Below are 20,596 nucleotides of genomic sequence, written 5' to 3'. Positions count from 1 at the left end.
GAAGCCGCTCTAGCATGAGGATCGCGGTACCGCCATGTGCGATGCACAGCAGCTTGACCGAGGCGGTTCGGTCGGGCCCGTAGCGCCGCGACGGGGCGATGGGACACGCGATGACGGTGGCCGACGAAGATAGCGGGATCGCCGCATTGCGGCCGCCCTTCGTGCTGCTGGAGGATCGGAGTCGGGCGGGGCAGGCGTTGCTCTTCACCGACCCCGTCGAGATCATCGAAGCGACCGAGGCATCCGGGATCGTCGGGGCGTTCGCCCGCATCGAGGCCGGATTGGCGCGCGGCCTGCACGCAGCCGGCTTCCTCTCCTATGAGCTCGGCTACGCTTTCGAGCCGCGTCTGGCGGCGCTGTTGCCGAGTGAGCATCGTCTGCCGTTGCTCTGGTTCGGCCTGTTCGAGGCGCCGCGCAGCATCGCGCCAGCGGAACTCGATGGGGGCTTCGCAGCATTGTGTCCGCCGCCGCTCGACGATCTGGCATTCGGGCTGGACGAGGCCGAGCACGCGTTGGCCGTCCAGCGCGTGCTCGGCTATCTCCATGCCGGCGACGCCTATCAGGTCAACCTCACCTTCCCGATCCGCTTCCGTTACCCCGGCGACCCGCTGGCGCTCTACGGCGCGCTCAGGGCGAGCCAGCCGGTCGCCCATGGCGGCATGGTCGTGACAGGCAAGGCGAGCATCCTTTCGGTCTCGCCGGAGCTGTTCATCGAGACCGCACGCGGGCAGGCCGTGACCCGGCCGATGAAAGGGACGGCGGCGCGCGGTGTCGATGCGCAAGCCGACATGGCGGCGAAGACAACCTTGCGCGCCGACCCAAAGCAGCGTGCCGAGAACCTGATGATCGTCGACCTCCTGCGCAACGATCTCGGCCGGATCAGCGAGCAGGGCTCGGTGAAGGTGCCAGCGCTGTTCAGCGTCGAGACTTATCCGGGCTTCCACACCCTGACCTCGACGGTGACGAGCACGTTGCGGCCGGGCCTGTCACTGGCCGAGCAGATGCGGGCGCTGTTCCCCTGCGGCTCGGTGACGGGCGCGCCGAAGCTGCGGGCGATGGAGATCATCCGCGAGCTCGAAGCCGCGCCGCGCGAAATCTACACCGGCTCGATCGGGATGATCGCGCCGAATGGCGACCTTCGCTTCAACGTCGCGATCCGGACCGCGACGCTGCTGCCCGGCGGCGAGGGCCTCTATGGCGTCGGCGGCGGCATCGTCGTCGATTCGAAGCCGGCCGAGGAATATGCCGAGTGCCAGCTCAAGGCGCGGGTGCTGACCGATCTTGCCGAGGACTATGGGCTGATCGAGACGCTGCGCTGGTCGGGTAGTTTTGTCCGCTTGGCGCTGCATTTCGAGCGTCTGGCTACGTCGGCCGCGGCGCTTGGTTTCCGCTTCGATCGCGAGTACGCCCTTGCGCAACTCGCCAAGGCCGAAGCCTCGTTTCCGGTCGGTGAGGAACGTCGCGTCCGCTGCGAACTGCGTCGCAACGGTGCGCTTGAGATCACCACGGCGCCGACGCCTCCTGCGGCCGATGGAGCGCTCCGCATCACCGTCGCCAGCCAGCGGGTCGATGCCGGCGATCCCTTCCTGCGCCACAAGACGACGCGGCGAACGATCTATGAACGGGCCTTCGCCAAGGCGACAGCGCAAGGTTGCGACGATGCCCTGCTTCTGAACCGGCAGGGCTTCATCACCGAGACCAGCCGCAGCAACATTTTCATCGAGCGCGACGGCGTCTTGCTGACGCCGCCATTGGAGCATGGCCTCTTGCCGGGCGTGCTGCGCCGCGAACTCATCGAAACCGGCGCAGCTCGCGAGGCGCCCTTGCGCCTCGACGATCTCCGGCAGGCCGGGCGCTGTTATGTCGGCAACAGCCTGCGCGGGCTCCAGATCGCGGAGCTCGCTGGTTCTTCGCTTGCATCCGGCCGGGTCGATCAGAAATAACGGGTTGGGGTGGATGGGGAATCGCCGGCCGTGCCGACGCTGTTCAAGTTCCTGACGTTTCTGGCCGTGATCGCCGGGCTGGTCTATGGCGGCATGATCGCGCTGGTCATCTTCGTGAAGCCGGAGCCGCGTGAGATGGTCGAGATCGTGCCGCCCTCGAAGCTGCAGCAGAAATGAGCAAGCAGGCGCGCTCCTGGCTGAACGGCTTCCTCGACATGCTGTCGGCCGAGCGCGGTGCAGCCAAGAACACGCTCGAAGCCTATGAGCGCGACCTCGAGGACTATCTCGGCTTCGCCGCCAGCCACGGCGGTCCCGCAGCCGTCACGGCCGACGATCTCCGGGCGTATCTGGTCGAATTGTCAGAGCGGGGCCTGAAGGCCTCCTCGGCAGCGCGGCGGCTCTCCGCTGTACGGCAATTCCATCGCTTCCTCTATACGGAAGGCCTCGCCGGCACCGACCCGACCGCCGCGATCGAGGGACCGCGGCTGGGCCGGCCATTGCCGAAGGTGCTCAGCGTCGCAGAGGTCGACAGGCTGATCGGCACGGCCCAGCAGATGGCAGAGCAGGAGGGACTCTCACCCGCCGCCCGGGCGCGGACGGTCAGGATGCGCTGCCTGATCGAGATGCTCTACGCCACCGGCCTACGCGTCTCCGAATTGATCGCGCTGCCGCTCTCGGCGGCGACGACCCGCGAGCGCTTCCTGGTCGTGCGCGGCAAGGGCGACAAGGACCGGCTGGTGCCGCTGAACGAGGCGGCGCGCATCGCAGCCACAGCGCATCTCGCTTTGCTGCGCGAGCAGGGCGCAGCCGACGGCCGCTGGCTCTTTCCCTCGGACGGCGAGAGCGGGCATCTGACCCGCCAGGCCTTCGGGCGCGATCTCAAATCGCTGGCGGCGGCGGCTGGCCTGTCGCCGGCCAAGGTCTCGCCGCATGTGCTCAGGCATGCCTTCGCCAGCCATCTCCTGCAGAACGGCGCGGACCTGCGCGTCGTGCAGGAGCTGCTCGGCCACGCCGATATCGCGACGACGCAGATCTACACCCATATCCTCGACGAGCGATTGAAGAGCATGGTGCGCGACTTGCACCCGCTGATGGATGGGGAGGGGTAGAGCAGATTTCTACCTGACTGAAACGCGAACCCGTCATTGCGAGGAGGGTACCGACGAAGCAATCCAGTGGCGGCAGAGCGCTACGTCCCCCTGGATTGCTTCGCTGCGCTCGCAATGACGGGGAGATCAGATCGGAACGGACTCAAGCTGGGCTTAGGCCGCGTTCGGCGCCCCCGGAGCCGCCTCATCGCCTTTCCTGCCGCAGAGCGCCAGCATGGCGCGGGCGATCTCGGCCTCGCCCATGATGGTCCGGCTGGCGCCGCAACCCTTGAGATGCTCGACCTCGGCGAGGGAATGGGCGCGGGCGACGATCGGCAGACCCGGATTTTGCTTGCGGGCCTGCTCGCAGACCTGGCCAGCCTCAAAGCTGCCGGGGATGGCGACGAAGAGGCGCTTCGCGCGGGCAAGGCCGGCGGCGCCGAGCACTTCAGGGTCGGCGGCATTGCCGACGAGCACCTCGGCGCCGTCGCGGCGGGCGGCGGCGACGCCGTCATCCTGATCCTCGATCACCAGAAGCTTCTCGCCCATCGCGGCAAGGCCGGCGCCGAGCAGCGAGCCGACGCGGCCATAGCCGACGACGACGATGTGGTCGGAGAGCGCGGTCGGGGCGATGTCGCGCTCGGGGGCAGGAGCAGGCTCGGGCTCCGGTGCGGCAGCCGGCGCGTCCGGCTGGGGGGCGGGCGCTGCCTCGGCCGGTTTCGATTCCGCTGGCTTGGGTTTGGCCGGTACAGCGTCCGGCGGGGCGAAGCGGTCGACCAGCTTGAACATCAGCGGATTGAGCACAATCGAGAAGATCGCACCGGCGAGGATCAGGTCGCGCCCCTGTTCGGGCAGCAGCTTCAGGGAGACGCCGAGACCGGCGAGAATGAAGGAGAACTCGCCGATCTGCGCCAGGCTGGCCGAAATGGTCAGCGCGACCTGATCGGGCCTGCCGAAGGCGCGCACGATCAGCCAGGCGGCGAGCGACTTGCCGAACAGGATGATGGTGATGGTCGCGATCAGCGGCAGCGGGGCGCGCAGGACGATGCCGGGATCGAAAAGCATGCCGACCGAGACGAAGAACAGCACGGCGAAGGCGTCGCGCAGCGGCAGCGATTCTTCGGCGGCGCGATGGCTGAGCGGCGATTCGCTCAAGATCATGCCGGCGAAGAAGGCGCCGAGCGCGAAGGAGACGCCGAACAGGCTGGCGGCGAGATAGGCGACGCCGAGCGCGATCGCCAGCACGGCGAGGCGAAAGAGCTCGCGCGAGCCGGTATGGGCGACCCAGTGCAGGATCCAGGGGATCAGCCGGCGCCCGACGATCAGCATGAAGGCGACGAAGGCGGCGACCTTGGCCAGCGTCAGGCCGAGCACGCCCCAGAGGCCGAGATCGAAGCGCGTCGCCAGCGGCCCCCCTCCGGAAGCAGCGCCCGAGCCGCCGTTGAGCACATCGGCGACCGCCGGGATCATGACCAGCGCCAGGACCATGGCGAGGTCCTCGACGATCAGCCAGCCGACGGCGATCTTGCCCTTCTCGGTCTGGACGATGCGGCGTTCCTGCAGGGCGCGCAGCAGCACGACGGTACTGGCGACCGAGAGCGCCAGGCCGAAGACGAGGCCGGCGATCACGGTCCAGCCGAGCAGCAAAGCGAGGCCGAGGCCGAGCAGGGTCGCGGCTGCGATCTGCACCAGCGCGCCCGGCACGGCGATGGCTTTGACCGAGAGCAGGTCCTTCAGCGAGAAATGCAGGCCGACGCCGAACATCAGCAGGATGACGCCGATTTCGGCGAGGTCGTTAGCGAGATTCTGGTCGGCGACGAAGCCGGGGGTGAACGGTCCGACCGCGACGCCGGCGAGGAGATAGCCGACGAGCGGGGAAACCCTGAGTTTCTGCGCTAGCGCCCCGAACACGAAGGCGAGGCCGAGGCCCATGACGATGATGGCGATCAATGGGCCGTGATGCATGGGTCTCCGGTGGGCAGGTGGGAAGAGGGAGTGCGCCTGCGACTGTGCGGATCGCGGCAGGCGATTTCAACCTTCGATGGAAGACAAAAGTCGCAAGCCGGCTGCGACATGGCGCGCGGTGCGCGGGATCAGGCCTTGGTCGGCTTGTGCTCGAGCAGGATCTGGCCCTGCTTCTCGACCCCGCGCTTGAGCTTCTCGGCGAAGATGGCGAGCATCAAAGGCAGCATCACCTCGACGCGCACGAGCGCATCCTCGACCTCGATCTTGCCATTGACGGTCTGGCCGAGCGCGGCGACGGCGAACTGCAGGGTATCGCCCTGCCAGCTCTCCTCGACGAGCTGCATGCCGAAGCCGCCGAGCTTGTCACGGACCTTGCCGACGCCGCCCTGCAGCCGCTGGCGGGCCGCCTCGCGGCCGAGCGAATGCGAGATCGTGATGGTTACGGGGCGTTTCATGCGTCAGGTCCGGGAAGCGTGGGCGAGCTGGCGTGCCGCTGAGATGGGCTGCGTGGCGGGCGCTTGCAACCGTCTAACGCTCGCCGACCGGTCCGACATTTGAACGAGTCGTTCCGGGCGACCGCAGGGAGACCAGGGATCCATTCCGGAACCTCTATCGGAAAGGCTCAGGAAGGGGTCCTGGATCGGCGCGGCTGCGCCGCTTGTCCGGGACGACTCGGTTGAGTGAGTGACGTGGGAGGATCAATGGCTGCGGGATTCGAGCGCCTGCTGGCCCTGCGGCGTGACCTTCCAGAGCTCGTCGCCGGGCTCGGCCAGCCCGCGGCCCTGAAGCAGGCGCAGCATCGCCTCGCCGAAGATGAAGCGGCGGGTTTCCTCGTTGATGCTTTCCAGCGCGATCCACTCCGGATCGGTCATCACGATGGTCTCAGGGTTCGTCGCGGTCTCGGCCATATCGTCCTCCTCCGTGGCGGTTGCTCCGATCAGAGGCAAAATCGCGAGCAATCTTGGAGAGTATATGGCCGGCTTCGGGTGGCGTTGCGGCAATTGCGCGGGTTTTCCGGGTTAGCCCATGGGTTTACCGGGTCAGTGCTAGCCAAAGGGCAGGCGCAAGCCGGCCTCGGCGGCGCAGGCCTTGAGCGCCAGCAGGATCGCGTTCTCGTCGGTCTCGACACCGTGCCGCTGCAGGCAGGGCACGAGGATAGCCGCCTCGGCGTGGCCGGCCGGGCCGATCACCGGGCAGGCGATGTCGGTGACGGCGAGGATGTCGCGGCTGGGCGCGATGCGGTGCCCGAGCGCGCGCACTTCCGCGAGCGCGACCTGTGTTGCCGGCTCATCGAGGCGCTTCCGGATCTCCGGCGGCGCCTCGCGCATCAGTCCGCGCCGGCGCGCCTCCGACTGGAAGGCAAGAATGAGGAGGCCGGAATTGGCGTCGAGCGCCGGGCGGCCATAGCCGGGGCGGACGATGACGCTGGCGTCGAGATGGCCGGCGGTGGTGGCGAGCACCACGGTCTGGGCCCGGCTGAGCACAACGAGATGGGCGGCCTGGCCGCTCTCCTCGCTGAAGCGCTCCATCAGCGGCAGCACCACCGAGGTGAGCTGCTTGCCGCCCGGTGTCCTGATCCCGAGGTCGAACAGGCGGCGGGACAGACCGAGCCGGTCGGTCCCCGGCTCGCGCTCGAGATAGCCGCGCTGCTGCAGCACGAAGACCATCCGGAAAATCTCGCTCTTCGAGCGCTGCAGCCGCTCGGCGATCACGCGGGTCGAGAGCGGCTCGCCGGTCTCGGCGAGCAGCTCAAGGATGTCGAGCCCCTTCTCCAGGGCGGGGGCGGCATAGGCCGCCTTTTCCTCGGTGTCGGCTTCAGGGAGAACGCTCATGTTGCGCCTGTTTCATATGTGAAGCTTGACATCAAATAAGAAGCCAAACTAGCCTCCGGGTAAAGAGGGAGCGACATGAGCGCATCGCCGCGACATCCGTCCAGCGCATCCGGACGGCGGGCCTATGGCCCGCAGGCCCGGCAGGGCTGACGGCGATGAAGTACGGGCTCCAGTTTCGCGACGTCTTTGCGGCCTGGGAGTCCATTCTCGACGGCGTCTGGATCACGCTGCTGCTGTCGATCACCGCGATGGTCGGCGGGCTGCTGATCGGCATCCTGTGTGCCGCCGGGCGTACCTACGGCCCGGCCTGGCTGCGCGGCATCGTCGGCGCCTATGTCGAGATCATCCGCAACACGCCGCTCATCGTACAGCTCTTCCTGATCTTCTTCGGCTTGCCGAGCTTCGGCGTCAGGCTCGACGGCCTGACCGCTGCGATGATCGCACTGGTGATCAATCTCGGCGCCTATACCACCGAGATCGTCCGTGCGGGCCTGGAAGCCGTGCCGAAGGCGCAGGTCGAGGCCGGGCATTCGCTCGGGCTCTCCGGCCTGCAGGTCTTCCGCTACATCGTCGTCTTCCCGGCGCTGAAGGCGATGTTCCCGGCGCTCGCCAGCCAGTTCGTGCTCCTGATGCTGGCGACCAGCGTCGCCTCGCAGATCTCGGTGCAGGACCTCTTCCATGCGGCGTCGATCGTGCAGTCGCGCACCTTCAGGGATTTCGAGGTCTATACGGTGATCGGCGTGCTCTATCTCGCGCTCGCCATCGGCTTCCGCGGCCTGTTCGCCCTGATCTACCGCCTGGTGTTCGTCCGATGATCCGGGAATTCGGCCTCATCGATGTGATGTACCTGATCGCGGCGGCGCGCTGGACGATCGCGCTGACCGCGGTCGCCTTCGCCGGCTCGGCGGTGCTGGGCCTCGCGCTCGCCATCCTGCGCATCCTGCCGGTCGCGCCGCTGCGCTGGCTCGCGGCGACCTATATCCAGCTGGTGCAGGGCACGCCGCTGCTGGTCTGGCTGTTCCTGATCTTCTTCGGGCTGCCGCTCGCCGGCGTCTCGGTCAATCCCTGGATCGCGGCCGCCGTCGCCTTCTCCGTCTACGGCTCGGCCTTCCTCGGCGAGATCTGGCGGGGCGCGCTGGTCTCGATCGCGAAAACACAATGGGAGGCGGGCGCCTCGCTCGGTCTCTCGCTGGCTGAGCAACTGCGCTACGTGATCATCCCGCAATCAATCCGGATCGCGATCCCGCCGACGGTCGGTTTCCTGGTGCAATTGATCAAGAATACCTCGCTCGCGGCGGTGATCGGCTTCGTCGAGCTCACCCGCGAGGGCCAGCTCACGGCCGCGGGCACCTACAAGCCCTTTGCCGTCTACATCACCGTCGCCTGCATCTATTTCGCGATGTGCTTCCCTCTCACGCAATGGAGCCGCTCGCTCGAGCGGAAGCTCGATGTCGCTCGTTGAAATCCATGACGTCAGCAAGAGCTATGGCGCCAACCAGGTGCTGAAAGCCGTCTCGCTCGACATCGAAAAGGGCGAGGTCGTTGCCGTGATCGGCCGCTCGGGCTCGGGGAAAAGTACGCTGCTGCGCTGCGTCAACGGGCTCGAGCCGGTGCAGGCCGGCACGATCCGCATCGACGGCGTCAAGGTCAACGATCCCGCCACCGACCTGCGCAAGCTCCGGCAGGAGGTCGGCATCGTCTTCCAGCAGTTCAACCTGTTCCCGCATCTCTCGGTCAGCGACAACATCACGCTCGCCCCGCGCGTCGTGAAGAAGCAGCGGCCGGACGAGGCACGCGAGGTCGCCCGCGAGGTGCTGGCCCGGGTCGGGCTGGAGGACAAGCTCGACGCCTATCCCGCGCAGCTCTCCGGCGGCCAGCAGCAGCGCGTCGCGATCGCGCGCTCGCTGGCGATGCGGCCGAAGCTGATGCTGTTCGACGAGGTCACCTCGGCCCTCGATCCGGAGCTCACCGGCGAGGTGCTGAAAGTGCTCGAATCCGTGGCGCAGGAGGGCATGACCATGATGCTCGTCACCCACGAAATGGGCTTTGCCCGCCGGTTTGGCTCGCGTGTCGTCTTCATGCACGAGGGCCGCATCCACGAAGAAGGCCAGGCCGCGGCGGTTCTCGCCGCGCCGAAGACGCCCGAGCTCACCACCTTCCTCAGCGCAGTCCTGCACTGAGGCAGTGACGATCGGTTCCAGTAGCGGTCAACGAGGGGAGAGACAGATGCGTAAACTGTTTGCAGGGCTTGCGGCGATGGCGATCGCCGCGTTCGGTGCGGTCGAGGCCAAGGCCGACAAGCTCCAGGACATCCTGTCCAAGGGCGTGGTGCGCATCGGCGTACCGCTCGATGCGCCGCCCTTCGGCTCGCAGGACGCCAATCGCAATCCGGTCGGCTTCGACATCGAGCTCGCCGAGATGGTCGCCAAGGGCCTCGGCGTGAAGCTGGAGATGCAGCAGATCACCGGCGCCAACCGCATCCCCTTCTTGCTGACCGACAAGGTCGACATCGTCATCTCGGTGATGGGTCTGACGCCGGAGCGCGCCAGGCAGATCCAGTTCACCGCGCCCTATGCCAACACCTTCCTCGCCGTCTACGGCGCGAAATCGGCCAATGTGACGAGCCCGGAGACGATCGGCTCCAACCGCGTCGCCGCAGCCAAGGGCACGACGCAGGAACTCGCCATCACCGCGACGGCGCCGAAGGCCAGCATCATGCGCACCGAGGACGATGCGACCGCGGCCGCCGCCTACATCACCGGCCAAGCCGACCTGCTCGCGACCAACTCGATCGTCGCCCAGGCGCTCGCCAAGCAGAATCCGAACAAGGAGTTCGAGCGCAAATTCGTCATCCGCCGCAGCCCGGCGCATATGGGCGTGCAGATGGACCAGCACAACCTCGTGCGCTGGCTCGACGGCTTCATCTTCTTCAACACGATGAACGGCGAGCTCGACCGGCTGCACAAGAAGTACCTGGACATGCCGATGGACCCGCTGCCGACGCTGTAACGGGCATATCCGCCGTCATTCTCGGGCGCAGTGAAGCGCAGACCCGAGAATCTCCTGATGAGAAGGCGCCGGCCGGCGCCTCGTTCGGGCCGAGATGCTCGGGTCAAGCCCGAGCATGACGACCTGCCTCGACCCTTCCCTCCATGGGTAGGGCTTCCCAAGCCACGTCCCATCGAGCCCCGCCATGACCAGCTCTCGCCAGAAGCCGGCCCCGCGCCCGTCCAGCGCCTTCCTCACCGTCGACCCGGAGAAGGATGGCAAGCAGGTCGGCTTCCTGATGATCCCGCATTCGCCTGACGACGACGCCTGGGGCGCGACGCGGATCCCGGTCGCGATCATCAAGAATGGCTCGGGTCCGACGGCGATCCTCGAAGGCGGCAATCATGGCGATGAGTATGAGGGGCCGATCGCGATCTGCGACTTGATCCGCAATCTCGACCCCGGCCGGGTGCAGGGCCGGCTCATCCTGATGCCGGCGAACAATGTCCATGCGGTGATCGCGGGAAAGCGCACCTCGTCGGTCGACGGGCTCAACTTCAACCGCACCTTTCCCGGCGATCCGCGCGGTACCATCACCCAGCAGATCTCGGCCTTCCTCAGCGACCACATCCTGCCGCTGGGCGACGCCTTCCTCGACCTGCACTCCGGCGGCTCCTCGCTCGACATCATCCCGAGCGCGATCGTCGAGCCGACCGACGATCCGCAGCTGCATAAGCGCAATGTCGCGGCCGTGCAGGCGTTCGACGCGCCGATGACGGTGGTGATCGCCAATCTCGGCGAGCCGCGCACGGCGACGGCGACCGCCTGCCGGCAGGGGCTCGTCACCGTGGGCACCGAGATGGCGGGCGCCGGCACGGTCTCGCTCGACGCCTTGAAGATCTGCCGCCGCGGCGTTGCCAATGTGCTCGACCATCTCGGCATCGTCGCCCGCGATACGCCGGAACCGCGCCGCGGCGATGGGCAGGTGCTCGAACTGCCGGGCACCGCCGCTTACGTCTACGCCACGGCGGACGGCATCTTCGAGCCGTTCCATGCCAATGGCGAAAAGGTTAGCGCCGGGCAGCCGGCTGGGCGCATCCATTGCACCTGGGACCCGACGCGACCGCCGGAGACGCTGCATTACGCCGCCGACGGCATCCTCTATGGCAGGCGTCAGCCGGGCCGCGTCCGGCCGGGCAATTGCTGCCTGATCGTCGCGGCGCCCTATCGCGGGGTGCTGTCGTGATCGGCCTCGACGATATCCGTGCGGCGCGCTGGCGAATCCAGCCGCATATCCGCAAGACGCCGATCCTGCCCTATGGCCAGCTCAGCTCGCGCGACGAGTTCGGCGGCACGGTGACGCTGAAGCTCGAATTGCTGCAGGCGGCCGGCTCGTTCAAGGCACGTGGCGCGATGAACCGGCTACTGACGCTCTCGGCTGAGCAGCTTGCTCGCGGCGTCGTCACGGCCTCGGGCGGCAATCACGGGCTCGCCATCGCCCGCTCGGCGCATGTGCTCGGCGTGAAGGCCAAAATCTTCCTGCCGTCCAATGTCGTGGCCGACAAGGTCGCCAAGCTGAAACGCTGGGGTGCCGAGGTCGAGATCGTCGGCGCGGTCTGGGACGATGCCAATGCCGCGGCGCTCGCCTACGCCAGGGAGACCGGCGCGACCTACGCGCATCCGTTCAGTGACCCCGTGGTGGTCGCCGGCCAGGGCACGCTCGGCCTCGACATCCTCGACGAGATTCCCGATGTCGATGTCATCCTCGTCGCGATCGGCGGCGGCGGGCTGATCACCGGGCTGTCGACGGCGGTGAAGGCGCTCAGGCCGCAGACCCGGATCATCGGCGTCGAGCCCTATGGCTCGCCGACGCTGCATGCCTGCCTGGAAGCCGGCAAGCTGGTGACGCTCGACAGGCTGGAGACGCGGGTCGCGACGATGTCGTGCCGGCGCACCGACCAGGCGATCTATGAGGCGGTCGCCAAACATGTCGACGAGATCGTGCTGGTCAGCGACGACGAGATGGAGGGGGCGGCGCAATCGCTCTGGTTCGAGTTCGGCATCGCCGCCGATCTCTCGGGCGCTGCGGCGGTCGCGGCCCTGCAGGCGAAGCGCTTCGTGCCTGCGCCGGGCAGCAAGGTCTGCGCGCTGGTTTGCGGCGCCGGAACGGATGGGACATGACCACCCCCGTCATGCTCGGGCTTGACCCGAGCATCTCAGGCAGGAGGAGGCTCCGGTCGACGCCCTTCTCGTCATGAGATTCTCGGGTCTGCGCTTCGCTTCGCCCGAGAATGACGGCTGATCAACGTGCGACGCTCAGCCCCTGCACGCCGTGCTTGGCGATCAGCGCTGCGACGAAGCCCGAGTCCTTCGCCGTAGCGACGAATTTTGCGAGATAAGCCGCCGCCTCGGCCTTGGCCTTGGGCACGCCGATCGCCTGCTGCACAGTCATGAAGTGGCCGGGCAGGATGCGCGTGCCGGGGATGGCCACGACGTCCTTGAGCAGGCGCGGGCGCAGGCCCGCGAGCGCGTCGAGTTCCTTCGAGACGAAATCGGCAGCGGAATCGTCGAGCGTGCCGGAGCGGACGAGCTCAGCCTTGCGGATATTGCGATCGAGCCAGAGCCCATAGGCGGTCCGGCCACTGACGGCGATGCGAACGCCCTGCCCATCGACATCGGCGATCTCGCGCAGCGGCGAGACATCGCGGACGAGAAAGGTCGCCTCGATCTCGGCATAGGCCGGCGAGAAGCTGATCGCCTCGGCGCGCTGCGGCTCGGCGCCGATCAGGCCGACATCCCATTCGTCGCAAGGCGCGGCATCGGCGAGCAGGCCGGGATTCTCGTAAGTGACATAGCGCAGGCCGGTGCCGAGATGGTCGGCGAGGGCACGCGCCATGTCGGGCGAGACGCCTTGCGGCTCGCCCTGCGGGCCGCGGCTCGACACCAGCAGGAAGTTCGAGAGGTTGATGCCGGCGCGCAGCAGGTTGGCCGGCGCCAGATGCTCGCGCACGGTCGGCGAGAGCTGGCCGATATCCGGGCGGAATTCCATGGCGTCGTCCTCCCTGTCGTCGGCGCTGCTTATGCCGTGCCGCTGGCGGGGAGGACAAGCGGGATCGAGATCGTCAGAGTTCCAGCCAGCGCGCGCCCTTGGCCGAGGAGCGCACAGCCGCCTCGATGAAGCGCACACCGCGGAGGCCATCGGCGACTGTTGGCACCAGCGTCGAGAAGGGGGCGGGCTCGCGCCCCTCGATCCGGGCGGTGATCTGCTCGGCGATGTCGGCGTAGAGCTGCGCGAAGCCTTCGAGATAGCCCTCGGGATGGCCAGCGGGGATGCGCGAGGCGGCGTTGGCGACGGGATAGGCGCCGGCGCCGTTGCGGCGGATCAGGCGCGGCGGCTCGCCGAGCGGCGAATGGATCAGCAGGTTCGGGTTCTCCTGCTGCCATTCGAGGCCACCCTTCTCGCCATAGAGGCGGATGCGCAAGCCGTTCTCCTGGCCGGCGGCGACCTGGCTGCACCAGAGCATGCCGCGCGCGCCGTTTTTGAAACGCAGCAGCATATGGGCGTTGTCGTCGAGCCGGCGGCCTTCGACGAAGACATGGGCTTCGGCCGCGAGCGCCTCGACCTCGTCGTTCGCGATGAACTCGGCGAGGTTGAAGGCATGGCTGCCGATATCGCCGATCGACCCGGCGGGGCCTGACCTCGCCGGATCGGTGCGCCATTCCGCCTGCTTCTGCCCGCTCTCCTCGAGCCTGGTGGCGAGCCAGTCCTGCGCATACTCGACCTGGACGACGCGCAGCTTGCCGATCACGCCCTCGGCGACCATGGCGCGCGCCTGCCGGACCAGCGGGTAGCCGGTGTAGTTATGCGTGACCGCGAAGATCAGACCGCTGTCCTTGGCCAGCTTCGCTAAGCTTTCCGCTTCGCGCAGGCTCGTCGTCAGCGGCTTGTCGCAGATCACATGGATGCCGGCCTTGAGGAAGGCTTTCGCCGCCGGCGCATGGGCATGGTTCGGCGTGACGATCGCGACCGCATCGATGCCATCCTTTCGGCGCTTCTCGCGCTTTGCCATCTCGGTGGCATCGGCATAGAGGCGGGTGGGGTCGAGCAAGAGGTCCTCGCCGGAGAGGCGCCCGCGTTCCGGATCGGAGGAGAGAGCGCCTGCGACGAGTTGCCAGCGATCGTCGAGCCTTGCAGCGATGCGATGCACCGCGCCGATGAAGGCGCCGCGCCCGCCGCCGACCATGCCGAGGCGCAGGCGGCGATTGAGTTTTTGCGTCGTCGAGCCCTCGATCGCCATGGCCATCCCCTTCAGGCGAGGCCCAGCATGCGCCGGTTCGCCGCCTCGTCGGTGCCCCCGGCGGCAAAGTCGTCGAAGGCACGTTCCGTCACCCGGATGATATGGGCTGCGATGAATTCCGCACCTTCGCGCGCCCCGTCCTCAGGGTGTTTCAGCGCGCATTCCCATTCGAGCACGGCCCAGGACTCGTAGTCGTACTGCGCCAGCTTCGAGAAGATGGCGCCGAAATCGACCTGGCCGTCGCCGAGCGAACGGAAGCGGCCGGCGCGGTCGACCCAGGGCTCGTAGCCGCCATAGACGCCGACGCGGCCATTCGGGTTGAACTCGGCATCCTTCACATGGAAGGCCTTGATCCGCTCATGGTAGATGTCGATGAAGGCGAGATAGTCGAGCTGCTGCAGCAGGAAATGGCTGGGGTCGTAGTTGATGCAGGCTCTGCGATGGCCCCCGACCGCATCGACGAAGCGCTCGAAGGTCGCCCCGTCATGGACGTCCTCGCCCGGGTGGATCTCGTAGCAAAGGTCGACGCCGGCCTCGTCATACGCGTCGAGGATCGGCCGCCAGCGCTTGCCGAGCTCGGCGAAGGCGGTCTCGACCAGCCCGGCCGGGCGCTGCGGCCAGGGGTAGACGAAGGGCCAGGCGAGCGCGCCGGTGAAGCTGACATTGGCTGTGAGGCCGAGCCGGCGCGAGGCTTTGGCTCCAAGCTTCATCTGCTCGACTGCCCATTCCTGCCGCGCCTTCGGGTTGCCGCGCACGGCGGCCACTGCGAAACCGTCGAAGGCCTCGTCGAAGGCTGGATGGACTGCGACGAGCTGGCCCTGGAGATGGGTCGAGAGCTCGGTGATCGACAGGCCGTATTGGGCGAGCGTACCCTTGACCTCGTCGCAATAGGCGTCGGATTCGGCGGCCCTGGCGAGATCGAACAGACGGGCGTCCCAGCTCGGAATCTGCATGCCCTTGTAGCCGAGCGATGCAGCCCAGCGGCCGATCGCGTCGAGCGAATTGAATGGCGCCTCGTCGCCGGCGAACTGGGCGAGAAAGAGCCCCGGGCCCTTCATGGTCTTCATCGCGACCTCCCGACAACGCGGCTCCTTGCCGGAGCTCGCAATCGCCGCCTGACCGGCGATGTAATCGATTGCAAGACTGTAGCGGGACCGGCTCGCCTGTCAAATCTGGCAGAGGGGGTCCATTGCCGATGGGCTCAGGCCGGATTGCTGAACTGGCTGTTGATCTCCTGGAAGACCGGAGCGATCTCCAGGAAGACATCGACCAGCGCCGGATCGAAATGGCGGCCGCGCTCGCTTGCGATGACCCGTACAGCCTCGGCATGCGGGATCGCGGCCTTGTAGACGCGATCGGAAACCAGGGCATCGTAGACATCGGCGATCGCCATGATCCGCCCGCAGAGCGGGATGGCATCGCCGATGAGACCCTCGGGATAGCCTGTCCCGTCCCAGCGCTCGTGATGGGAATACGCCATCTCCTTGGCGATCGTCAGGAAGCTGGTCGTGCCGCCGAAATAACGCTCGGCATTGGCGATGGCGTCGCGCCCAAGCCTGGCGTGGGTGCGCATGATCGCGAATTCCTCGGCGTCGAGCCTGCCGGGCTTGCGCAGGATCGCGTCGGAAATGCCGACCTTCCCGATATCGTGCAATGGTGCCGACTTGTACATGAGCTCGATCAGCTCGGTGTCGAGCTGCGGCTGATAGAGCCCATGCCGACGCGCTGCCTCCGCCAAAGCGCGGACATAGTGCTGCGTCCGGCGGATATGGTCGCCGGTCTCGTTGTCGCGGGTGTCGGCGAGCGCGGCCATGGCGAGGATCAGCGCGTCCTTGGCGCGCACCGCCTCCTCGCGCGCGGCATTGAGCGATGAGAACAGCGCGACATTGGTCATCGCCACCGCGGCGCTGTTGGCGATGCGCTTGAGCATCTCGACGCTCTCGTCGGAGGGCTTGTGCGGGCGGGCCCAATAGGCGCCGATCGCCGCGACCGGATCATCGGCGTGCACCGGCACCATGACGAGGCTCTGCACGAAGGTCGGCCGATACGAGGCGTGCGGAATCCGCTCGTCGGCATAGACATCCTCGACGACGACTGCTTCGCCGTGCAGCATCGCCCAGCCGGAGATGCAGCGCTCCAGCGGGAAGCGTTGACCCTTCCAGAGCGGGCCGATCGCATCCTCGTCGGCATAGAAGCACTTGTCGCCTTCGCGCAGGACGAAGCTGATGCCGTCGGCGCCGACGAGCCTGCGGGCGCCGCCACGGACGACCCGCAGAATCTCCTCGACCCCGCGCGCCTTGGCGAGGCGCATCGTCAGCCCTTCGAGATCGGAAGCGGCCGCGATCTCGATCTGCTCATCTTTGCCGAGAGCTGGCGAGGCCAGTGCAGCCGACTGCGTCATCCCACCACCATGTCGGTTCGCTTCGGGGCAGGCAGGGCCGTGCCGGAATCGCTACGATCATGGACGGCAAACCTTAAAATGCAAGGAATGCGTGCAGTCTAAAGGTATCTGATGGCACCAAACCCGCCGCCAAGGGCCTTTCCCTTGCGGCGGGCCGTTCGCAAAAGCGCGACGCTCAGCGCTCGATCATCTTGTTCCAGCGGCTGTTCCACTCCGGCCGCTTGGCGTTGATTTGGTCCCAGTCGAGGGTGACGGCGGTCTTCATGTTGGCGTGGAAGGCTTCGAGCTTCTTCTCGGCCTCGGGCGTAGAGGCCTTGGCCTTGGTGTTCGAGGGCACGATGTTGCCGGCGGCGAGCGCCTTGGACTGGGCTTCGGGCGAGAGCAGATAGGCGGCGAGCTTCTGCGCCAGCTCCGGCTCGGAATTCCTGGCGATGACGCATTGCGCTACCATCAGCACGACCGAGCCTTCCTTGGGCTGGGCGTATTCGACGGCGATGCCCTTGTCCTTCAGCGTCGAGATGCCGGTCGGCGTCAGCGGGAAGATCGCGGCCTCGCCGGTCTGAGCCATCTCGGCGATCTTGGCCGAGCTCGGGATGAATTCGAGCACGTTCTTGCCGATCGTGTCGCGGAACTTGGTGAAGCCCGGCTCGACATTGGCCTCGGTGCCACCCTGGATGCGATTGAACATCAGGAAGGCATGCAGGCCGAAGGACGAGGCCGAGGCCGACTGGAACACGACCTTGCCCTTGTACTTGGGGTCGGCGAGGTCCATCCACGAGGTCGGCGCCGGCCAGCCCTTCTCGTCGAACAGCTTCTTGTTGTAGCCGAGCCCGGTCATGCCGAGATCGATGCCGACGGCCATGTCGTCCTTCATGCGCGTGCCGGGAGCAAGGTCGGCGAGCTCGGGACCAGGCTTCGTCTTCTCGCAGAGGCCGGCGCCGATGGCGCGGACCATGACGCCGTCATCGAGGAACATGACGTGCATCTGCGGCTTGTCCTTCGCAGCCGTCGCCTTGGCGAGGATGTCCGAGGACGTCCCCGGCACGACCACGACCTTGACGTCGTTGGCCTTCTCGAAATCCGGGAAGACGGCCTGGGTGAAGGTCTTCTCGAAGTTCCCGCCGTTCATGCCGACATAGAGCGTCTTCGACTGGGCGAATGCGCCGCCGGCGGCAGCGAGCGTCATGGTGGCGATGCCGGCGGCCAGGATAGTGCGATAGCTGGTCATGGTCTCAACTCCCCTGCGTTTTGCGGCTCTTGGTTTTGCCCCGCACCCGAGCCAGCGTCGGTGCGGGCGACATCTCTGAAGCGGTCGATCGAGAAGGCCGCGATCGGGGTCTGCGTCTCGCCGTCCCGGACGAGTTCGGCCAGAACCTCGCCGACGCCCGGCGCGATCTGGAAGCCGGCGCCGGTGAAGCCGAAGGCATGGATCAGGCCGGGCGTCGTCCCGCTCGGGCCGATCACCGGATTCCTGTCCGGCATCGCCCCTTCCGTGCCGCTCCAGAAGCGGATCGCCTGGGCATGGCGCAAACCCGGGAACAGCGCGGCGGCGTTGTTCATGATCGCGATCGCGCCATCGCCGCGCGGCCGCGAGAAATCGGCATCGGCCAGCGGCAAGGCGCGCTCGCCACCGACCACGACATTGCCGCGCTCGACCTGGCGGGCGTAGATGCCACCGCCCTCCATGCCGATGTTGACGGTCATAACCGGCTCCATCGGCTCGGTGACGACCATGGAGGGGTAGATGCGGGAGAGCGGGACCGGCTCGCCGAAGCCCGCGGCGAAGGGACCGGCCCAGGCGCCGGCGCTGTTGATGACGAAGCGGGCGCGCAGGGCGAGGTTGCCGGCGGCTTCCAGCGCGAAGCCCTCGCCATTGCGGGTCACGCCCGCGACGGCGGTGTTCTCCAGCACCTCGACGCCGGCCCGGCGCGCGGCGGCGGCGAAGCCGGTCGAGACCAGACGCGGATTGGCGTGGCCGTCGCCGGCACAGAAGGAGGCGCCGACGACGCCGTCGCCGATCCAGCCGAAGCGCTCGCGCAGGCCGTTATGGCCGATCAGTTCGAGGTCGAGGCCCTGCTCGGCGACGGTCTCGGCATAGGCTTCGAGCGAGGCCATGTCGGCCTCGTTGCGGGCGAGCTTGAGATGGCCGGAGCGCAGGAACTCGCCGTCGATGCCGATCAGAGCCTTGAGCCGTGGCCAGACCGCGTGGGCGCGCTGCGACAGCGGCAATTGCTCGACCGGCCGGCCCTGGCGGCGCACGCCGCCATAGTTCACGCCAGAGGCCTGCGCGCCGCAAAAGCCCTTGTCGAGGAGGGCGACCGAGAAGCCCATGCCGCGCAGCGCCAGCGCCGCAGAGGAGCCGACGAGGCCGCCGCCGATGATCGCGACGTCGACCGAGAGGCGAGCGCTCATTCCGCCGCCTCCTGCTCCGCTGCGAGCGTGAGCGTCAGGGGCACCGGCTTGACCGGTGCCTGGCCGCGCAGGCGGCCGACGGCCTCGATGCCGCGTCCGGTTTCATGCGCCAGCAATTCGGCGGCGGCGGCGCCGCAGATGCGTCCCTGGCAGCGACCCATGCCGACGCGGCTCACAGCCTTCAGCCGGTTGAGCTCGTGTACGCCGAAGCGGCTGATGGCGGCGCGGACCTCGCCGGCGCTGACCTCCTCGCAGCGGCAAAGCGTCGTCGCATCGGCGAGATCGCGCATCCAATGCACCGGGAAGGGGAAGGCGGCTTCGAGCACCTCGCGGAAGCGGCCGATGCGGGCGAGCCCTGCTTCCAGCGCGGTCGCGCGGGCAGTGTCGTGCGGCAGGCCGCGATCCTGCAGCAGGGCGAGGGCTGCCCGTTCGCCGGCGCGCTCGGCCGCGTCCGCTCCGGCGATGCCGGCGCCGTCGCCAGCGAGATAGACGCCGGGGACGCTGCTGCGGCCGGCGGCGTCGCGCTCGGGCAGGGCGGCGCGGTCGCGCTGGTTGAAGGCGAAGCGGCAGCCGGCGAGATCGGCGAGTTGCGTCTCGGAGCGCAGGGCGAGGCCATAGCCGATGCCGTCGCAGGCGAGGCGATGCTCCATCCCGTCCTGGCGCCAGGCGATCGCTTCGACCGCGTTCTTGCCCTCGATGCGGACATCGCCGACGCCGTAATGCAGGCCGACGCCGCCCAGCTTCAGCTCTGCGGTCATCCGCATGCCGCGCAGCACGATTCCCGGGAAGAGCGGCAATCCGCGCAACAGGTTGAACTTTGCGGCGAAAGACGCGGTGTCGAGCACGGCCGCAACCTTGGCGCCGGCCTTCATATACTGCCAGGCGACGAGATAGAGCAGCGGCCCCGAGCCTAGGAAGACGATCCTGCTGCCGATGGCGCAGCCCTGGCTCTTCAGCGCGATCTGGGCGCCGCCCAAAGTGAAGACCCCCGGCAAGGTCCAGCCGGGGATCGGCAAGATGCGATCTGTCGCGCCGGTCGCGAGCAGGAGGCCGTCATAGGCGACCTGCCGGCTCGTGCCTTGGACCATGATGTCGGCCCCGCCGGCGCGGAGGTTCCAGAGCAGCGCCTGCGGCCAGTAGTCGAGCTTGCCGTCGAGCGCGGCGAAGTCGCGATGCAGCGCCTCGGCCTTCGCCGCTTCCGAGCCGTAGAGGTCGCGGGTGGAGCGTCCGTCCGGGACGAGGCGCTGGCGATAGATCTGGCCGCCGCAGGCGGGCCCTTCGTCGACCACGAGCGGACGCAGGCCGGCCTTGACTAGCGCCTCAGCGGCCCGGATGCCGGCCGGCCCGGCGCCCACGATCAGCGGCTGCGGGCGCTCGCTCATGTCGCCCTCGCGCGGCGGGTGAGGATGCGCATGTCGGCGGTCAGCGCGGTCGAGCAGGCGCGCAGGCGCTCGCCGCTCTCGAGCACGACCCAGCAATCCTGGCAGGCGCCCATCTGGCAGAAGCCTGCGCGCGGCGAGGCCGAGAACTCGGAGAGGCGCAGGCGCTCGGCCTGGGTCAGGATCGCTGTCAGCACGGTGTCGCCGGCGCGGCCCTCGCAAGGCTCGCCGTCGAGGGTGAAGGCGATGGCCGGATGGTCGGCGCGGACGAGGCGGTGCAGGAGCGGCAT

At 67.8% G+C, this 20,596-nt stretch carries 21 protein-coding genes; 9 read left to right on the top strand and 12 right to left on the bottom strand.

What is annotated here, in order from left to right:
- The first annotated feature begins 110 nt into the window (after positions 1–110).
- Genes ACFPOB_RS20315 through ACFPOB_RS20305 form a run of 3 tightly spaced genes read left to right on the top strand, consistent with a single transcriptional unit; the run spans position 111 to position 3,052 of the window.
- Entirely contained in the window at positions 111–1,943 is a 1,833-nt protein-coding gene (locus ACFPOB_RS20315; protein WP_377800217.1) for an aminodeoxychorismate synthase component I, read from the top strand.
- Positions 1,944–1,973: 30 nt separating this feature from the next.
- Positions 1,974–2,120: a histidine kinase gene (locus ACFPOB_RS20310; protein ID WP_377800216.1), complete on the top strand. Its 147-nt coding sequence runs from the start codon at positions 1,974–1,976 to the stop codon at positions 2,118–2,120.
- Positions 2,117–3,052 (top strand): site-specific tyrosine recombinase XerD, encoded by a 936-nt coding sequence (locus ACFPOB_RS20305; protein ID WP_377800215.1) that lies wholly within the window; start codon positions 2,117–2,119, stop codon positions 3,050–3,052. Before ACFPOB_RS20310 ends, ACFPOB_RS20305 begins: the two co-directional genes overlap by 4 nt.
- A gap of 153 nt (positions 3,053–3,205) precedes the next feature.
- Here the strand turns inward: ACFPOB_RS20305 and ACFPOB_RS20300 are convergent, their stop codons facing one another.
- The 4 genes from ACFPOB_RS20300 to ACFPOB_RS20285 all read right to left on the bottom strand — a co-directional run bounded on the left by ACFPOB_RS20300 (position 3,206) and on the right by ACFPOB_RS20285 (position 6,828).
- On the bottom strand, positions 3,206–4,996 hold the full coding sequence (locus tag ACFPOB_RS20300) for a cation:proton antiporter domain-containing protein (RefSeq protein WP_377800214.1): 1,791 nt from the start codon (positions 4,994–4,996) through the stop codon (positions 3,206–3,208).
- A gap of 128 nt (positions 4,997–5,124) precedes the next feature.
- Positions 5,125–5,451: a polyhydroxyalkanoic acid system family protein gene (locus ACFPOB_RS20295; protein WP_377800213.1), complete on the bottom strand. Its 327-nt coding sequence runs from the start codon at positions 5,449–5,451 to the stop codon at positions 5,125–5,127.
- 243 nt (positions 5,452–5,694) lie between these two features.
- Positions 5,695–5,904 carry a hypothetical protein gene (locus ACFPOB_RS20290; RefSeq protein WP_377800212.1) on the bottom strand — a complete coding sequence of 70 codons (210 nt, stop codon included), beginning with the start codon at positions 5,902–5,904 and terminating at the stop codon, positions 5,695–5,697.
- A 138-nt stretch (positions 5,905–6,042) separates the two neighbouring features.
- On the bottom strand, positions 6,043–6,828 hold the full coding sequence (locus tag ACFPOB_RS20285; RefSeq protein WP_377800211.1) for an IclR family transcriptional regulator: 786 nt from the start codon (positions 6,826–6,828) through the stop codon (positions 6,043–6,045).
- Positions 6,829–6,983: 155 nt separating this feature from the next.
- Between ACFPOB_RS20285 and ACFPOB_RS20280 the strand changes: the two genes are divergently transcribed.
- From ACFPOB_RS20280 to ACFPOB_RS20255, 6 genes are all read left to right on the top strand, one after another.
- Positions 6,984–7,643 carry an amino acid ABC transporter permease gene (locus ACFPOB_RS20280; protein WP_377800210.1) on the top strand — a complete coding sequence of 220 codons (660 nt, stop codon included), beginning with the start codon at positions 6,984–6,986 and terminating at the stop codon, positions 7,641–7,643.
- On the top strand, positions 7,640–8,290 hold the full coding sequence (locus tag ACFPOB_RS20275; protein ID WP_377800209.1) for an amino acid ABC transporter permease: 651 nt from the start codon (positions 7,640–7,642) through the stop codon (positions 8,288–8,290). The genes ACFPOB_RS20280 and ACFPOB_RS20275 overlap by 4 nt, the downstream gene beginning before the upstream one ends.
- Entirely contained in the window at positions 8,277–9,008 is a 732-nt protein-coding gene (locus ACFPOB_RS20270; RefSeq protein WP_377800208.1) for an amino acid ABC transporter ATP-binding protein, read from the top strand. The genes ACFPOB_RS20275 and ACFPOB_RS20270 overlap by 14 nt, the downstream gene beginning before the upstream one ends.
- Before the next feature lie 46 nt (positions 9,009–9,054).
- Positions 9,055–9,837: a transporter substrate-binding domain-containing protein gene (locus ACFPOB_RS20265; protein WP_377800207.1), complete on the top strand. Its 783-nt coding sequence runs from the start codon at positions 9,055–9,057 to the stop codon at positions 9,835–9,837.
- A 184-nt stretch (positions 9,838–10,021) separates the two neighbouring features.
- Complete coding sequence (locus ACFPOB_RS20260; protein ID WP_377800206.1) at positions 10,022–11,062, top strand: succinylglutamate desuccinylase/aspartoacylase family protein; 1,041 nt, start codon at positions 10,022–10,024, stop codon at positions 11,060–11,062.
- Positions 11,059–11,997, top strand: coding sequence for a threonine ammonia-lyase (locus ACFPOB_RS20255; RefSeq protein ID WP_377800205.1), 939 nt, complete (start codon positions 11,059–11,061; stop codon positions 11,995–11,997). The genes ACFPOB_RS20260 and ACFPOB_RS20255 overlap by 4 nt, the downstream gene beginning before the upstream one ends.
- Positions 11,998–12,118: 121 nt before the next feature.
- Here the strand turns inward: ACFPOB_RS20255 and ACFPOB_RS20250 are convergent, their stop codons facing one another.
- The 8 genes from ACFPOB_RS20250 to ACFPOB_RS20215 all read right to left on the bottom strand — a co-directional run bounded on the left by ACFPOB_RS20250 (position 12,119) and on the right by ACFPOB_RS20215 (position 20,596).
- The gene (locus ACFPOB_RS20250; protein WP_377800204.1) at positions 12,119–12,865 is read right to left on the bottom strand and encodes a transporter substrate-binding domain-containing protein; all 747 of its coding nucleotides are present in this window, start codon (positions 12,863–12,865) and stop codon (positions 12,119–12,121) included.
- A 73-nt stretch (positions 12,866–12,938) separates the two neighbouring features.
- Positions 12,939–14,114 carry a Gfo/Idh/MocA family protein gene (locus tag ACFPOB_RS20245; protein ID WP_377800203.1) on the bottom strand — a complete coding sequence of 392 codons (1,176 nt, stop codon included), beginning with the start codon at positions 14,112–14,114 and terminating at the stop codon, positions 12,939–12,941.
- An 11-nt stretch (positions 14,115–14,125) separates the two neighbouring features.
- Entirely contained in the window at positions 14,126–15,181 is a 1,056-nt protein-coding gene (locus ACFPOB_RS20240; RefSeq protein WP_377800202.1) for a sugar phosphate isomerase/epimerase family protein, read from the bottom strand.
- A gap of 134 nt (positions 15,182–15,315) precedes the next feature.
- Positions 15,316–16,515, bottom strand: coding sequence for an HD-GYP domain-containing protein (locus tag ACFPOB_RS20235; protein WP_377800201.1), 1,200 nt, complete (start codon positions 16,513–16,515; stop codon positions 15,316–15,318).
- A gap of 175 nt (positions 16,516–16,690) precedes the next feature.
- Positions 16,691–17,743 carry a polyamine ABC transporter substrate-binding protein gene (locus tag ACFPOB_RS20230; RefSeq protein WP_377800200.1) on the bottom strand — a complete coding sequence of 351 codons (1,053 nt, stop codon included), beginning with the start codon at positions 17,741–17,743 and terminating at the stop codon, positions 16,691–16,693.
- Complete coding sequence (locus ACFPOB_RS20225) at positions 17,740–18,927, bottom strand: NAD(P)/FAD-dependent oxidoreductase (protein WP_377800199.1); 1,188 nt, start codon at positions 18,925–18,927, stop codon at positions 17,740–17,742. Before ACFPOB_RS20225 ends, ACFPOB_RS20230 begins: the two co-directional genes overlap by 4 nt.
- Positions 18,924–20,309, bottom strand: coding sequence for an FAD/NAD(P)-dependent oxidoreductase (locus ACFPOB_RS20220; protein ID WP_377800198.1), 1,386 nt, complete (start codon positions 20,307–20,309; stop codon positions 18,924–18,926). Before ACFPOB_RS20220 ends, ACFPOB_RS20225 begins: the two co-directional genes overlap by 4 nt.
- Positions 20,306–20,596, bottom strand: coding sequence for a (2Fe-2S)-binding protein (locus tag ACFPOB_RS20215; RefSeq protein ID WP_377800197.1), 291 nt, complete (start codon positions 20,594–20,596; stop codon positions 20,306–20,308). The genes ACFPOB_RS20220 and ACFPOB_RS20215 overlap by 4 nt, the downstream gene beginning before the upstream one ends.

It is taken from the genome of Allobosea eneae, from assembly GCF_042657265.1.
GTDB lineage: Bacteria > Pseudomonadota > Alphaproteobacteria > Rhizobiales > Beijerinckiaceae > Allobosea > Allobosea eneae.
The sequence above is the reverse complement of the archived record's forward strand: the minus strand, read 5'-3'. Positions and strand labels throughout refer to the sequence as shown.

What these genes read in the sequence shown, in the direction of transcription:
- ACFPOB_RS20240 (WP_377800202.1), bottom strand. Translation starts at nt 15,181, where the DNA reads ATGAAGACCATGAAGGGCCCGGGGCTCTTTCTCGCCCAGTTCGCCGGC.
- ACFPOB_RS20315 (WP_377800217.1), top strand. Translation starts at nt 111, where the DNA reads ATGACGGTGGCCGACGAAGATAGCGGGATCGCCGCATTGCGGCCGCCC.
- ACFPOB_RS20230 (WP_377800200.1), bottom strand. Translation starts at nt 17,743, where the DNA reads ATGACCAGCTATCGCACTATCCTGGCCGCCGGCATCGCCACCATGACG.
- ACFPOB_RS20215 (WP_377800197.1), bottom strand. Translation starts at nt 20,596, where the DNA reads ATGCCGCTCCTGCACCGCCTCGTCCGCGCCGACCATCCGGCCATCGCC.
- ACFPOB_RS20280 (WP_377800210.1), top strand. Translation starts at nt 6,984, where the DNA reads ATGAAGTACGGGCTCCAGTTTCGCGACGTCTTTGCGGCCTGGGAGTCC.
- ACFPOB_RS20275 (WP_377800209.1), top strand. Translation starts at nt 7,640, where the DNA reads ATGATCCGGGAATTCGGCCTCATCGATGTGATGTACCTGATCGCGGCG.
- ACFPOB_RS20265 (WP_377800207.1), top strand. Translation starts at nt 9,055, where the DNA reads ATGCGTAAACTGTTTGCAGGGCTTGCGGCGATGGCGATCGCCGCGTTC.
- ACFPOB_RS20260 (WP_377800206.1), top strand. Translation starts at nt 10,022, where the DNA reads ATGACCAGCTCTCGCCAGAAGCCGGCCCCGCGCCCGTCCAGCGCCTTC.
- ACFPOB_RS20270 (WP_377800208.1), top strand. Translation starts at nt 8,277, where the DNA reads ATGTCGCTCGTTGAAATCCATGACGTCAGCAAGAGCTATGGCGCCAAC.
- ACFPOB_RS20245 (WP_377800203.1), bottom strand. Translation starts at nt 14,114, where the DNA reads ATGGCGATCGAGGGCTCGACGACGCAAAAACTCAATCGCCGCCTGCGC.
- ACFPOB_RS20220 (WP_377800198.1), bottom strand. Translation starts at nt 20,309, where the DNA reads ATGAGCGAGCGCCCGCAGCCGCTGATCGTGGGCGCCGGGCCGGCCGGC.
- ACFPOB_RS20235 (WP_377800201.1), bottom strand. Translation starts at nt 16,515, where the DNA reads ATGACGCAGTCGGCTGCACTGGCCTCGCCAGCTCTCGGCAAAGATGAG.
- ACFPOB_RS20290 (WP_377800212.1), bottom strand. Translation starts at nt 5,904, where the DNA reads ATGGCCGAGACCGCGACGAACCCTGAGACCATCGTGATGACCGATCCG.
- ACFPOB_RS20300 (WP_377800214.1), bottom strand. Translation starts at nt 4,996, where the DNA reads ATGCATCACGGCCCATTGATCGCCATCATCGTCATGGGCCTCGGCCTC.
- ACFPOB_RS20285 (WP_377800211.1), bottom strand. Translation starts at nt 6,828, where the DNA reads ATGAGCGTTCTCCCTGAAGCCGACACCGAGGAAAAGGCGGCCTATGCC.
- ACFPOB_RS20305 (WP_377800215.1), top strand. Translation starts at nt 2,117, where the DNA reads ATGAGCAAGCAGGCGCGCTCCTGGCTGAACGGCTTCCTCGACATGCTG.
- ACFPOB_RS20225 (WP_377800199.1), bottom strand. Translation starts at nt 18,927, where the DNA reads ATGAGCGCTCGCCTCTCGGTCGACGTCGCGATCATCGGCGGCGGCCTC.
- ACFPOB_RS20250 (WP_377800204.1), bottom strand. Translation starts at nt 12,865, where the DNA reads ATGGAATTCCGCCCGGATATCGGCCAGCTCTCGCCGACCGTGCGCGAG.
- ACFPOB_RS20295 (WP_377800213.1), bottom strand. Translation starts at nt 5,451, where the DNA reads ATGAAACGCCCCGTAACCATCACGATCTCGCATTCGCTCGGCCGCGAG.